Here is a 13,411-nt window from a genome sequence, read left to right on the forward strand (position 1 = left end):
GGTGAGGGCAGCGGGGAGATCCTCGAACTGGACGAGCGGGCGGGCCGCTTCGTGAGCCGCGCGCCGCAGGGCTGCCCCCTGCTGCAAGGGGTGTCCCTCTCCGCGGATGGCACCGGCTGGGCCACGGGCTTCCGGGGTGAGCTGTACCAGCGCCTGGCGGGCTCCTGGCGACGGGTGGACGCCGAGCCGCCCGCGACGGTGGAGTCGCTGCACGCGACGTGGACGGATCCGGAGGGCGGGGTGTGGGCCGTGGGCGGCAACGTGCTGTCGAGTTCGCTGGACGCCGGCGCGCTGCTGCACCGGGGCGCGGAGGTGGCCGCGGTGCCGCCAGTGCCCGACCCGGGCCCCGCGCCCGCGCCGACCTGCCCCGCCGCGGCGGTGGATCCGCGTCCGACAGGCACCATCGCCCGCCGCTGGAACGAGCAGATTCTTGGCGCCATCCGCCGCGACATCCCCCGGCCGACGGTGCACGCGCGCAACCTGTACCACCTGTCCGCGGCCATGTGGGACGCGTGGGCCGCGTATGACGCGACAGCGGACGGCGTCTTCCTGCGGGAGAAGCACACCGCTCCGGACGTGGCGGCGGCGCGCGCGGAGGCCCTGAGCTACGCCGCCTACCGCGTGCTCGCGCACCGCTACGCGAAGGCCGTCGGCGGGCCCACCTCCGCGGCGTGCTTCCGCGCGTTCATGGACAAGCTCGGCTACGCGCCGGACGACACCGTGACGACGGGCGACAGTCCGCGCGCGCTGGGCAACCGCATCGGGCAGGCCCTCATCCAGGCAGGCACGGAGGACGGGGCCAACGAGCAGAACGACTACAAGGACACCACGGGCTTCCAGTTCGTCAACACGCCGCTGGTGGTGGACAACCCCGGCGCGACGCTGGTGGATCCGTCCGTGTGGCAGCCGCTCAACCTCGCGGTGGCCGTCACGCAGAACGGCGTCATCACCACCTCCGGCGTGCAGGGCTACATCGGCGCGCACTGGGGCAAGGTGACGCCGTTCGCCGTGTCGCGTCCCCAGGGCGGCGGGCTGTACCTGGACCCGGGCGGGCCGCCGGTGTTCGGCGCGGAGGTGCGCGCGCACGTGGTGGACGTGCTGCGCAAGGAGAGCGGGCTCGGCGGCGACGAGCTGGTGGACCTGTCTCCCGGCGTGCTGGGCAACAACAGCCTGGGCACGAACGATGGCACCGGCCATCCGCTCAATCCCATCACCGGCCAGCCCTACGCGTCGCAGCTCGTGCGACGCGGTGACTTCGGGCGCGTGCTGGCGGAGTTCTGGGCGGACGGTCCGAAGTCGGAGACGCCGCCGGGGCACTGGAACGTGCTCGCCAACGGCGTGGCGGATTCTCCCGGCTTCTCGCGGCGCCTGTTCGGCGAGGGGCCGGAGGTGGAGCCGCTGGAGTGGGACGTGAAGGTGTACCTGGCGCTCAACGGGGCCGTGCACGACGCGGCCATCGTCGCGTGGGAGGTGAAGCGCGCGTTCCTCGCCGCGCGGCCCCTGTCGTTGATCCGCTACATGGGCGGGTTGGGCCAGTCCTCGGAGCCGGCGGGGCCGTCGTACCACCCGGACGGCCTGCCGCTGGTGCCGGGGCTCATCGAGGTCGTCACGGCGGAGAGCTCCGCGCCAGGACAGCGGCACGCGCACCTGGCCCACCTCCGAGGCCTGGTGGTGGTGCACGCGTGGCGGGGTGAGCCGGGAGACCGGCGCAACGAGGTGGGCGGCTCCGGCTGGATTCGCGCCACCGAGTGGATGCCCTACCAGCTGCGCACCTTCGTGACGCCCGCGTTCCCGGGCTTCATCTCCGGACACAGCACCTTCAGCCGCGCCTCCGCCGAGGTGCTCACCGCCCTCACCGGCAGCGCTTATTTCCCCGGCGGCCTGGGCGAGTTCGTCGCGCCCCGCGACAGCTACCTCACCTTCGAGCGGGGCCCGTCCACCGACGTGCACTTGCAGTGGGCCACGTACTACGACGCCGCGGATCAGGCGGGGCAGTCCCGGCTGTGGGGCGGCATCCACCTCACGCCGGATGACCTCGTGGGCCGGCGGCTCGGCAGCAAGGTGGGGCTGTCCGCCGTCGCCCGGGCGCGGCGCTTCTACGACGGCACCGAGGTCCCATGAACGTGATCGTGCTGCAAACCCTCCCATCCCACTGAAGGAACTCCGGTGAATCTCTCCCTCGCGCGTCTCACCCTCGGCGGTGTCCTGTCCTGCTCCCTGCTCGCCTGTGATTCCAGCGTCGCTGGCGATGACGGTGACGACACGGACACCGGCGGCGACAACATGGTCGTGACAGGCATCTGGAACCGCTACGGCAGCGAGTACGGCTACCAGACCGACATCGCGTATGGCGGCATCGCGGGCCAGCCGTCGGACCGGGTGTATATGTGCGAGCTGCCCGGCTCCCCCTCCGCGGGCCTCTACAAGGGCCGGCTCATCAGCCCGCGGATGATCCGCTGGGACGCGAACCACAACCTGCCCGACTACGAGGTCGTGTTCGAGGGCACCACCATGCGCTTCAAGCCCCAGAACGGCACCAACACCTTCCTGGGCCAGTACCGGCAGGGCACCTGGACATCCGGGGCCTGCGACTTCACGCTGAAGGACGGCCAGCTCATCGACAACTCGTCCACCGCCTACGTCGTCTACGACAACAGCGGCGAGATGAAGATCAACAGCGTGAAGATTGGCGGCGAGGGAATCCCGGTGAAGGCCAGCGCGGAGACCGCGTGCAGCGTCACGACGCTCATCCCCCCCGGCACCGGGAGCAACGGCGACCTCACCGTGTCCATCAGCTACAGCGGCGTGGGCGTCAATGGGCCCTACAGCCGGACCCAGACCCAGGCCATGTACCGGTCGGACTTCAAGCCGGGCTGCAACAAGCTCGCGGTCGAGTTCGGCTGCGGCGCGCTCGCCGTCTGCGTCTACCCCGTCCCATAGCCTCCAGCAGCCTTGACGGGGGCGGCTCCTCTTGGGAACAGTCTTTCCAGTATTCCATGGAATACCAAGAGAGAGCCCCCCTCCATGACAAGACGCCTGCTGCTCCCGCTGAGCCTCTCCCTCCTGGCCGCCTGCGCGCCGGAACCCGCGCCGCGGGAGGCTCCCGCCACCGGCGCAGCGTGGCAGTCCTACGCCGCGGCACTGTCGGACGGCCTGTCCGTGAACGCGCCCAACCTGACGACGACCAGCGTCATGCCCGTCCCGGCGACGGACGCGAGCATCAACGCGATGCTCAACTCCGCCATCTGGAAACAGACGACCCTCCAGGTAGGGCATCCGGTCTCCAACGGCAACTACCAAGTGTATCTCTGGGTGATGGAGAACCATCAATCCAACTCGTGCCCACCGCCGGTGACACCCACCTGATGGGTATGGCCGTGTTCCGTTGAGGCCCCTCCCGGGCGCATGAAGGGGGCCTGCCAGTCGAGCACCTGCTCCTGGCGGGCCCGTGTTTCACGGCTCAAGTTGATAACCGGAATAGACAGACATCTCCTTCAGCTCCAGGACAACGGCGGCGATTCCGGGACTGCCGTGCGCGCGCGTGGATCACACCTCCCCTCCCCTGGACATGGGGGTTCCATTTTCCTATACAGATACACTCCACTCTGACAGGCACCCCTGTTCGAGTTGGCGGCGGCGTCCCCCCCGGTCGTCGTTGAAAGGCACTTTCATGTTTCATCTGCGATGGCATTCCCTGTGTCTGGGAGTCCTCCTGCTATGCGGTACGGCGTCCGGCATGCCCCTGGCGGATGGGAAGTTCTTCATCCACGGCTATGGGCACCTGAGCACCGGCAGGACCTGGGAGAACGTGTACCTGGGCGGCAACGACGAGCTGGGCCTGCATGACGTGGGCAGCACGCTGCTGTTCCGGGCCCTCCCCACGGAGCGCCTCATCGTCAACACGCAGTTCTCCTTGGAGAAGGCGCCCGGCGAGGACCTGGAGCTGGAGGTGGACTACGCCTTCGCGGAGTACGCCTTCTCCGACAAGTTCCGCCTGCGCGCGGGCCGCAACCAGCTGCCCCTGGCGCTCTACTCGGAGATCTACGACGTGGGCACGCTGCGGCCCTTCAACGCCCTGCCGCAGGGGACGTACGGCCCCACGTCGATTGGCGTGGAGAACTACGACGGCCTGGGGCTCACCGGCCGCATCAACCTGCCGGCGGAGTGGATGGTGGAGTACGACGCCTACGGGGGCTTCCTCGACCTGAAGGAGCCCCTCTCCCAGGACTGTGACGGCGCGGAGGGCGATCTGTGCGTCATCGCATCGCAGCTGGTCGGCGGGCGGCTGGCGCTGTGGGCGCCGCTGGAAGGGCTGCGCTTCACCACGTCCGGGTTCGTGTCCCGGACCCCGGTGGAGACGGTGCCAGGCGAGCACGCCGTGCTGGGGGTGGTGGGCGCGGGCGCCGAGTACCTGGGCGAGAAGCTGTGGCTGCGGGCCGAGTTCTTCAACCTGTTCTCCGAGGCGGCCAAGGCGCGCACGGGCTACCTGGAGGCGGCGTACTTCGTCACCCCGCACTGGCAGGTGGCCGGACGCGTGGAGGGCTCTCGCACCTGGGCGCCCACCGCCGTGCCCAGCGAGCTGCGCACGTACCTGCGCCACCGCGAGGTCGCCGTGGGACTGAACTACTGGTTCGACCCCCACCTCGTCTTCAAGGTGTCGTTCCACAACGTCATCGGCAACCGCTTCGCCCAGCCCGCGGCCACCGACGACCTGGCGGCCCTCCTCCACCCGGAGCCCCACACGCGGCTTTTGTCCCTGGGCGCGCAGTACAGCTTCTAGGCCCTGGTCCCTCTGGAGACGCCATGAGAACGCTTCCCCTGTTCCTGCTGTGTGGGTTCCTCGCGCTCTTCGCCGGACCGGCGCAGGGCTCACCGTCGGTGACCTACAAGGTCGTGGTCCATCCCTCCAACCCGGTGACGGAGGTGAGCCGCTCGCGGCTCTCGCAGCTGTTCTTCAAGAAGAGCACCCAGTGGGATTCGGGCACCACGGCGATGCCGGTGGACCTGAACGACAGCTCGCCGGTGCGCGCCGCCTTCTGCGACGAGGTGCTGAAGCGCTCGCTGCCCGCCGTCCGGGCCTTCTGGCAGCAGCGCATCTTCTCCGGCCGCGACGTGCCGCCCCCCGAGCTGCCCTCGGAGACCGAGGTCCTCGCCTTCGTTCGCGCAAACCCTGGCGCCGTGGGCTATGTGGCCGTGGGTACTCCCACCCCCGGGTTGAAGGTCGTCGCAATCCTGGACTGACAGAGAGAACCCGGCGCGATGCGATTCAAGCACAAGGTCCTGCTGCTCCCCGTCCTGGCCGCCATCTTCCTGGTGGCCATCATCGGGCTCTCGGAACTGCTTGGGCGCAGCACCCAGGCCCACCTGGAGCGCATCGAGAAGGGCTATGTCCCCGCGGTGCTCCTCAGCCGGGACCTGGACGTGCTCCTGCAACAGCTGCAGCGGGGCCTCCAGGACGCGGTGGCGGCGGAGGACCTGGAGCAGCTGGCCGAAGCAGACGCCATCGCGAAGCACTTCCTCCAGCGGCTCGCCGAGGGGCGCACCAACACCGCCATCACCCCGGGGCGCCTGGACACGCTGGAGGCGCAGCTGCGCGACTACGTGGCCCTCGCCCGCGACACGAGCGAGCGGATGATCCACAAGGACGCCCAGGCCGCCGCCCGGCTCCCGGAGATGGCAGCGCGCTACAACCGGGTGCGGGACGCGCTGACGCGCGCCACTGAAGAGGATCAGCGGGAGATGGGGGCTTCCTTCGCCCTCACGTTGGAGGAGCACAACGGCTCCCAGCGGCGCCTGGTCCTGCTGGGGCTCATCCTGCTGGGCGTGCTCGCGTCGCTGTCGGTGTGGCTCGTGTCGCAGGTGGCCCAGCCGCTCCTGCGCCTCACGCAGGTCGCCTCGCGCATCGCCACCGAGGGCGACCTCACCCAGGTCATCGACATCCGGTCCGAGGATGAGATTGGCCTGCTGGCCCAGAGCATCAACCACCTGGTGCAGCGCCTGCGCACCATCCCCGTCACCCTCCAGGAGACGCTGAAGGAGCTGGCGGGCAGCGTCGAGGGGCTGACGCACATCAGCCGCGAGCAGTCCCAGCAGCTGGCGCGCCAGACCTCCAGCATCGAGGAGGCGAGCGTGGCCATGCGGGACATCCAGGAGCGGTCGCTGGAGGCCTCGCGGCAGGCCAACACGGTGCTGCAGGTCGCGAAGAGCGCGGAGCAGACCAGCCTGACGGGCCAGGCGCGCCTCAAGCAGAGCGGCGAGGCGCTGGAGCACCTGCGCACCCAGGTGGGCGAGCTGATGCCGGCCATCGGGCGGCTCACGGAGGGTTCGCGCAAGGCGTCCGCCATCCTGGAGACGGTGAAGGACCTGTCGGACCAGTCCAACGTGCTGGCCATCAACGCGGCCATCGAAGCGGCGCGCTCGGGCGAGCACGGGCGCAGCTTCGCGGTGGTGGCGCGGGAGATGCGGTCGCTGTCCCAGCAGTCCCAGCGCGGCGCGCAGAGCATCAGCGGCCTGCTGTCGGAGATGAGCACGTCGGTGAGCGCCGTCACCACGTCCGTGGAGAGCAGCCACCAGAAGATGGCGGAGGGCATCAGCGAGGCGCTCTCCTCCGGGCAGAGCCTCCAGGAGCTGACGGAGGCCGTGCGGGACAGCAGCAGCGCGGCCCAGGACATCGTGCGCTCCTTCACCCAGCAGAACGCGGGCATCGTGCAGATGACGGCGGTGGTGACGGACTTCTCGCGGATGATGAAGGACAGCGTGCAGGCGAACGAGGACGTGGAGTCCGCCATCCAGCGGCTGGAGGTCGCCTTCCAGGGCATCCAGGGCGTCGTGAGCGGCTTCCGCGTCTAGGCGCGAACCGGCCCGCGGTTCCTGCTAGGAACCGCTTCCAGCATGGCCGCCCCCGCCTCCTCCGTGCCCCCGCTGTTGGATCGCGCCCGCTTCGAAGCGCTCGTGGCCCAGGGCTTCACCCAGGTGCCCCTCGTGCGGCGCCTGGACGTGGGCGCCGCCCGGCCGGTGGACCTGCTGCGGGCCCTGCCCTCCGGGGAGCGCTTCCTGCTGGAGAGCACCCGCACGAGCAGCGAGGGCCGCTACTCCCTGCTCGGCGCCCGCCCCTTCCTTCGCTACACCGCGCGCGGTGGGCAGTGCTGGCTGGACGGGGTCCTCCAGTGCGACGCGCCGCTCGCCGTCCTGCGCGGCCTGCTGCGTCGGTGGAAGGGCCCGGACCTCCCCGGCCTGCCGCTGTTCCGCGGCGGCGCGGTGGGCTTCTTCTCCTACGAAGCGAGCCACTACTTCGAAGCCCTGCCCCGCCACCCCCACGACGACCTGGGCGTGCCCGACATCGCGTTGCACTTCGTGGACACGTTCCTCGTCGTGGACCACCTGGAGCACACCGTGTCCGCGGTGGCCACGGGTTCAGACTGGGAGGACTGTTCACGCCGGCTGGACCTCCTGGCCTCGCAGGTGCGCGCCACCGTGCCCACGCCGCGCCCTGCCCCGCCGCCTCCGGACCTGGCGCTGGCGCCCTGGCGCTCCAACTTCACCGAGGACGCCTACCTGCTCGCGGTGGAGCGCGTGCGCGAATACATCCGCGCGGGGGACACGTATCAGGTCAACCTCTCCCAGCGCCTGGAGGTGGACTTCCCCGGCGACGCGCTGGCGCTCTACGAGACGCTGTCCGCGACGAGCCCCGTCCACTTCGCCAGCTACTTCGAGGCGGACGGCTTCCAGGTCGTCAGCGCCTCGCCCGAGCGGCTGGTGCGCGTGGAGGAGGGCCGCGCCACCACGCGCCCCATCGCCGGCACGCGCCGCCGGGGCACGCCCGAGGAGGACGCGCGCTTCGTGCACGAGCTGCGCACCAGCGAGAAGGAGCAGGCCGAGCACGCCATGCTCGTGGACCTGGGGCGCAACGACCTGGGCCGCGTCTGCGCCTACGGCACCGTGGAAGTCACGCGGCTGATGGAGATCATCGAGTACGCCCACGTCCTCCACATCGAGTCGGAGGTCTCAGGCCAGCTCGCGCCCGGCGTGGAGCCGCTCGACGTCGTGGGGGCGCTGTTCCCCGGCGGCACCATCACGGGCGTGCCGAAGATCCGCACCATGGAGCTCATCACGGAGCTGGAGCCGCACCCGCGCGGCCTCTACACGGGCTCGCTCGGCTACTTCAGCTTCGCGGGCGGCATGGACCTGAACATCGTCATCCGCACCGTGGTGGTGAAGGACGGCCGGGCCTACGTGCAGGTGGGCGGCGGCATCGTCCATGATTCGGAGCCCCGGCGCGAATACAAGGAGACGCTCAACAAGGCCCGCTCCCAGCTCCTCGCGCTGGCCGCGAGCACGAGCCCCCGATGATCCTCCTCATCGACAACTTCGACTCGTTCACCTTCAACCTCGTCCAGGCCCTGGGCGCGCTGGGGGCCACGCTCAAGGTCGTGCGCAACGACGCCCTCACCGTCGCGGAGGCCCGGGCGCTCCAGCCCAGCCACGTGGTCATCTCGCCCGGACCGAAGACGCCCGACGAGGCCGGTGTGTCGCTGGACGTCATCCGCGCGTTCGCGGGCCGCGTGCCGCTGCTGGGCGTGTGCCTGGGCCACCAGGGCATCGGCCAGGTGTTCGGCGCGAAGGTGGTGCGGGCGCCCGTGCCCGTGCATGGCAAGACGGCCGAGGTCGAACACCGGGGCCAGGGGGTGTTCCGGGGCCTGTCGCAGCCGTTCGTCGCCGCGCGCTACCACTCGCTGGTGGTGGACCGCGACAGCCTGCCCGCGTGCCTGGAGGTGACGGCCTGGTCCGGAGACCTGGTGATGGGCCTGCGCCACCGGGAGCTGGCGAACCTGGAGGGCGTGCAGTTCCACCCTGAATCGTTCCTCACGCGTGAAGGCCCCCGCCTGCTCGCGAACTTCCTGGAACACTGAGCGCCTCTGGGTCCCATGTTCTCCACCGTCTGCGTCGATGGCGTCGTCCAGCGTTGGGAGGACCTGCGCCTCCAGGACTTCGCCCAGGGCTTCTTCTTCGGCGCGGGCTTCTTCACCACGTTCCGCATCGACGCCGGGCGGCCGTTGTTCCTCGCGCGGCACCTCTCACGCCTGCGCGCGAGCCTCGCGGCCTTTCCCACGGCGGTGCGCGCCCCGGAGCCCGCGCTCCTCCACGAGGACGCCGTGCGGGATTCACTGCGTCGCTGCCTGGAGGCGGATCCGCTCATGGGCCCGCGCTTCACGGGCGTGGGCAAGCTCGCGGTCAGTGATGGGCATGTGCTCTGCACGTTCCGCCCGCTCGCCGCGGACTTCGAAGCGCTGCACCGGGAGGGGCGGACGCTCGACAGCGTGGAGGCCGGGGCGTACCGGCGCGCGGAGCGCACGGTGAACCACAAGGGGCTCGCGTGGTTCCGCCAGCATGCGCTCCTGCCGCGCCTGCCCGTCATCACCAACGAAGCGGACGAGGTCTGCGAGCTGCCCACCGCGAACCTCTTCGTCCAGCTCGACGGCGCGCTCGTCACCCCGCCGCTCGCGGCGCCGTGCCTACCGGGCATCGCTCGCGGAGTGCTGTTGGACATGGGCCATCTCGAAGGGCTCCCGGTGGTGGAACGCGCACTGCCGCTCGCGGACCTCTCGCGGGTGCAAGCGTGCTTCTTCAGCAACGCGGTGGCACTGGCCGTGGGCGTGCCCCACCTGCTGGGCCGGGCGCTTCCCGACAGCCTGCGGCTCGCGGAGCGGGCCCGTGCGCTGCTCGAAGCCCAGGCCCTTCGCGAGGGCTGAGCGCTCCTGACGGGAGTGCGGCACACTGCGCCCATGACCCGTTCCCTCGCCATGGCGCCCCGCTGGGCGGGAAGCCCCGACACCGACTTCTACCCGTGGCTCACCGCGAAGCTGCGCACGCCGCCCGTCCTCTTTGACGACGTGCGCACGCTGGACATGCCCACGCCGGGCGCGCCCACCATCGACGGCTGGGTGTCCACCCTCGCCTCCGCCGTGGGGCCCGCGCCCGCGCCCTCCACCGTGTTCCTGGGCCACAGCGTCGGCTGTCAGGCCATCATGCGTTACCTGTCCGCGCTGCCCCCGGGGCACACCGTGGAAGGGGCCCTGTTCGTCGCGGGCTGGTTCGAGGTCGACACGCCCTGGGACACCCTGCGGCCGTGGCTCGACACGCCCATGGACTTCGAGCGGATCCGCGCCGCGCTCCGCCGCTGCGTGGTGGTGCTGTCGGACTCGGATCCGTTCACCTCGGACTGGCGCCGCAACACCCGCCTCTTCGAGGAGCGCCTGGGCGCCGAGGTGCGCCTCGTCCCCGGCGGGCGCCACTTCAACAACCCCCAGGAGCCCGCCGTGCTCGAAGCGCTCCGCGAGCGGTTCTCCTGACGCACGTACCAAGGTCAGCCGGACCGAAGCCCGAGGGCAACGGCGGCACGGGCCAGCCCGCGGCGTTCCCGGAACACAACTGACGCAGGGCGCCTGCCGGAAGGAAAGAGGCCAGACGGCGCGAAGCTGCTTTCGCGGAGGCGGGGAGCCATTAACCTGGGGGGCATGTCCGCCCCCGCTCCCTTCGTCTCCCGCGTCCCCTTCGAATCCGTCCACCCGAAGGCCCTCGCCGTGTACTGCTCGGACGGGCGCTTCACCGAAGCCGTGGAGGACCTGGCCCACCACCTGGGCCATTCGCGCATCGACACCCTCACCCTCCCAGGCGGACCCGCGCTCCTCAACCGCTGGGCGTCCGACTACCTGGAGAGCGAGGGCATCACCCGCGCCGCGCGCTTCCTCATCGAAGGCCACCACATCGAGGACGTGCTGCTGCTGGCCCACGCGGGCTGTGGCTACTACCAGGCCCGCCACGGGGCGCTGGGGCCGGAGATCTCCGCCGAGCAGCAGTTGAAGGACCTGCACTTCGGCGCGAAGGAGCTCCAGGTCGCGTACCCCCACCTGCGCATCCACCTCTACTTCGCGCACCCCAAGGGCAAGACCGTCGAGTTCCAGCCCATCCCCCGCGAAGCCTAGCGCGCGTCCCGGAGCCCCTGGCGGAGCGCGTCCAGCAGCGAGGGCGGATCCCCCACGCGGAAGGCCGCGAGCCCCGCCTCGAAGTCCTCGCGCGCTCCCGCGACCTCGCCGCGCGACAGTCGCAGCGCGCCGCGCTCGTACAGCAGCTCCGGGTCCACCGCTTCGCCCACCTGGGCCGCGAGCGCCGTGGAGAGGTCCTGCTCCGCCGCCTCCGTCCGTCCCGCGCGCGTGCGCGTCCGGGCGCGCTGCTGGAGGAGCCACGGGTTGCCGGGGTCTTCCGCCAGCGCGGCCGTCCAGTCGGCCTCGGCCTCCGTCAGCCGGCCCAGCGCGACGAGCGACTCCGCGCGCTTCATGTGCACCACGAGCGCCTTGCGAAACCCCGCGGCCTCCACCTGCGTGAAGCCCACCACCGCGTCCGCGTGCCGCCCCATTCGCGCCAGCGCGAGCGAGCGGTAGTAGCGCGTGGCGACGTGCCCGGGCGCCAGCTCCAGCACGCGGTCGAACCAGGGCAGCGCCTCCTCCGGCTGGCCGCCCCACACGCCCAGCGTCAGGCCCACCTCCACGAGCACGCGCACCTGCTCCGGGTGCTCTTCCGCCAGCTTCCTCGCCAGCGCGAGCGCCGACGTGTAGCGGCCCCCGCGTCGCAGGCGGTCCACCTCGCGGAGCGGCTCCGACAGCTCCGGGGGCCACGCCTGACGTCCATTGCGTTCCATGCGCCTGCGGGTCCCTTCGCCCCTCGGGATTTCGCAGGCACGTCCCGGGGTGTCAAGACGCGGGGGCGGAGCGCTTGACCTGGGGCCCCTGTCCGCGCGAAGAGCGCCGACATGAAGCCCTGGGAAACCGTCGAGCGAGAGCAGGTGCCGGAGGTGGGAGAGGTAACCCTCGCCCGGCGCGATGGCGAATACGTGCTGCGCGTGCGCGGCCAGACACTGATGTCCAGCCGTCAGCACGGCTCCGAGGTGGCCATGGCCGACGCCGGCTGCGCGCACCTGGCGGGCATGCCGAAGGCCCGCGTGCTGGTGGGCGGCCTGGGCTTCGGCTTCACGGTGCGCGCGGTGCTCGACCGCACGCCCACGGCCCGCATCGTCGTGGCGGAGCTCCTGCCCGTGGTGGTGGCCTGGAACCGGGGGGTGCTGGCGCCCCTGGCGAAGTCACCGCTGGAGGACCCGCGCGTCACCGTGGTGGAGGGCGACGTGGGACGGCTGATGCGCAAGCAGAGCGGCGCGTTCGACGCCATCCTGCTCGACGTGGACAACGGCCCCTCCGCCCTGACCCATCCGGACAACGAGAGCCTCTACGACTTCACCGGCGCCTCCGTCGCCTACGGCGCCCTGCGCCCCAAGGGCACGCTGGTGGTGTGGAGCGCAGGCCCCGCGCCCGCGTTCGTGAAGCGCCTGGAGGAGGTGGGCTTCGATGTGCAGATCCTCCACCCCGCCGCGCACGGCACCAAGGGCCCCCGTCACACGCTCTTCGTCGCGAAGCGCCCGCGCTGAGGGCTCCGAGCTCCGAGCCTGGGGCGCTCGCGCTGCTTCCCCGGTGGCGCTATGAGCAGGGCCATGCGACCGACGACGAAGTGGCTCCCCCTGTTCCTGTTCACCGCGTCCCTGGGCCTGGGCTGCCGCGCCACGACCGCCCCGGCTGCAACGACCGCCCCGGCCGCCGCGACGGCGGAAGCGCAGCCAGCGCACCCGTCATTCACGCTGGAGTCCCCGGCGCTGAAGGAGACGCGGCGGATCAACGTCTACACGCCACCGGGTTATGAGACGGCGCAGGACGCCCGCTACCCCGTGCTCTACATGCCCGACGGTGGCGAGCAGGAGGACTTCCCGCACGTCGCCGCCACGCTCGACGCCGCGATCCGCGCCGGGGAGATGCGGCCGTTCATCCTCGTCGGCATCGAGAACACCGAGCGGCGGCGCGACATGACCGGGCCCACCGAGGTCGACGAGGACCGGAAGATCGCTCCGCGCGTCGGTGGCTCGGCCGCGTTCCGCGCCTTCCTTCGCGACGAGCTCATGCCCGAGGTGCGGCGCCGCTACCGCGTGACGGAGGAGACGGCCATCATCGGCGAATCGCTCGCGGGCCTGTTCATCATGGAGACCTTCTTCCTCCAGCCGGAGCTGTTCAACACGTTCATCGCGCTGAGCCCCAGCCTCTGGTGGAACAACGACGAGTTGGTGCGCAAGGCGGATGAGCGCCTCAAGGCACGGCCGGACCTGCGCGCCACGCTGTATGTGGCGTCCGCGAACGAGGAGGGCATCGCGCCCCAGAGCGCGCGCCTCGCGGAGGTGCTCCGTGCGAAAGCCCCCGCCGGACTGACGTGGCGGTACGAGCCCCGGCCGGACCTGCGCCACGACAACATCTACCGCTCCCTGTCGCCCCAGGTGCTGCGCCAGACCTTCGCGCCCGGACGCTGACCGGTTAGAAAG

Annotated in this window: 14 protein-coding genes; 13 read left to right on the forward strand and 1 reads right to left on the reverse strand. The window is 71.0% G+C overall.

What is annotated here, in order from left to right:
• The 11 genes from D7V97_RS44560 to D7V97_RS06375 all read left to right on the forward strand — a co-directional run.
• Positions 1–2,121: vanadium-dependent haloperoxidase (locus D7V97_RS44560; RefSeq protein ID WP_120609690.1), on the forward strand; the 2,121-nt coding region annotated here is incomplete at its 5' end.
• A gap of 45 nt (positions 2,122–2,166) precedes the next feature.
• Positions 2,167–2,940, forward strand: a complete 774-nt coding sequence (locus D7V97_RS06330; protein WP_120609691.1) for a hypothetical protein — start codon at positions 2,167–2,169, stop codon at positions 2,938–2,940.
• Between the two features lie 84 nt (positions 2,941–3,024).
• The gene (locus D7V97_RS06335) at positions 3,025–3,366 is read left to right on the forward strand and encodes a hypothetical protein (protein ID WP_120609692.1); all 342 of its coding nucleotides are present in this window, start codon (positions 3,025–3,027) and stop codon (positions 3,364–3,366) included.
• A gap of 370 nt (positions 3,367–3,736) precedes the next feature.
• Entirely contained in the window at positions 3,737–4,780 is a 1,044-nt protein-coding gene (locus D7V97_RS06340; RefSeq protein ID WP_158623292.1) for a porin, read from the forward strand.
• 23 nt (positions 4,781–4,803) lie between these two features.
• A complete protein-coding gene (locus tag D7V97_RS06345) occupies positions 4,804–5,241 on the forward strand; it encodes a hypothetical protein (RefSeq protein WP_120609694.1) in 438 nt (145 codons plus the stop codon).
• Positions 5,242–5,259: 18 nt separating this feature from the next.
• Positions 5,260–6,849: a methyl-accepting chemotaxis protein gene (locus D7V97_RS06350; protein ID WP_120609695.1), complete on the forward strand. Its 1,590-nt coding sequence runs from the start codon at positions 5,260–5,262 to the stop codon at positions 6,847–6,849.
• A gap of 42 nt (positions 6,850–6,891) precedes the next feature.
• Positions 6,892–8,349, forward strand: coding sequence for an anthranilate synthase component I family protein (locus D7V97_RS06355; protein ID WP_120609696.1), 1,458 nt, complete (start codon positions 6,892–6,894; stop codon positions 8,347–8,349).
• Positions 8,346–8,909 carry an aminodeoxychorismate/anthranilate synthase component II gene (locus D7V97_RS06360; protein WP_120609697.1) on the forward strand — a complete coding sequence of 188 codons (564 nt, stop codon included), beginning with the start codon at positions 8,346–8,348 and terminating at the stop codon, positions 8,907–8,909. Before D7V97_RS06355 ends, D7V97_RS06360 begins: the two co-directional genes overlap by 4 nt.
• 15 nt (positions 8,910–8,924) lie before the next feature.
• Positions 8,925–9,749, forward strand: coding sequence for an aminotransferase class IV (locus D7V97_RS06365; protein WP_120609698.1), 825 nt, complete (start codon positions 8,925–8,927; stop codon positions 9,747–9,749).
• Between the two features lie 33 nt (positions 9,750–9,782).
• Positions 9,783–10,349 (forward strand): alpha/beta hydrolase, encoded by a 567-nt coding sequence (locus tag D7V97_RS06370; protein WP_120609699.1) that lies wholly within the window; start codon positions 9,783–9,785, stop codon positions 10,347–10,349.
• A 165-nt stretch (positions 10,350–10,514) separates the two neighbouring features.
• On the forward strand, positions 10,515–10,982 hold the full coding sequence (locus D7V97_RS06375; protein WP_120609700.1) for a carbonic anhydrase: 468 nt from the start codon (positions 10,515–10,517) through the stop codon (positions 10,980–10,982).
• Here the strand turns inward: D7V97_RS06375 and D7V97_RS06380 are convergent.
• Positions 10,979–11,695 carry a tetratricopeptide repeat protein gene (locus D7V97_RS06380; RefSeq protein WP_120609701.1) on the reverse strand — a complete coding sequence of 239 codons (717 nt, stop codon included), beginning with the start codon at positions 11,693–11,695 and terminating at the stop codon, positions 10,979–10,981. The genes D7V97_RS06375 and D7V97_RS06380 overlap by 4 nt on opposite strands.
• A 111-nt stretch (positions 11,696–11,806) precedes the next feature.
• On the opposite strand from D7V97_RS06380, the gene D7V97_RS06385 reads away from it, so the two are divergent.
• Positions 11,807–12,475, forward strand: coding sequence for a hypothetical protein (locus tag D7V97_RS06385; RefSeq protein WP_120609702.1), 669 nt, complete (start codon positions 11,807–11,809; stop codon positions 12,473–12,475).
• A gap of 63 nt (positions 12,476–12,538) precedes the next feature.
• Entirely contained in the window at positions 12,539–13,399 is an 861-nt protein-coding gene (locus tag D7V97_RS06390; RefSeq protein ID WP_120609703.1) for an alpha/beta hydrolase, read from the forward strand.
• Positions 13,400–13,411 lie beyond the last annotated feature (12 nt).

The sequence above is a fragment of the Corallococcus sp. CA053C genome (assembly GCF_003611675.1).
Lineage (GTDB): Bacteria > Myxococcota > Myxococcia > Myxococcales > Myxococcaceae > Corallococcus.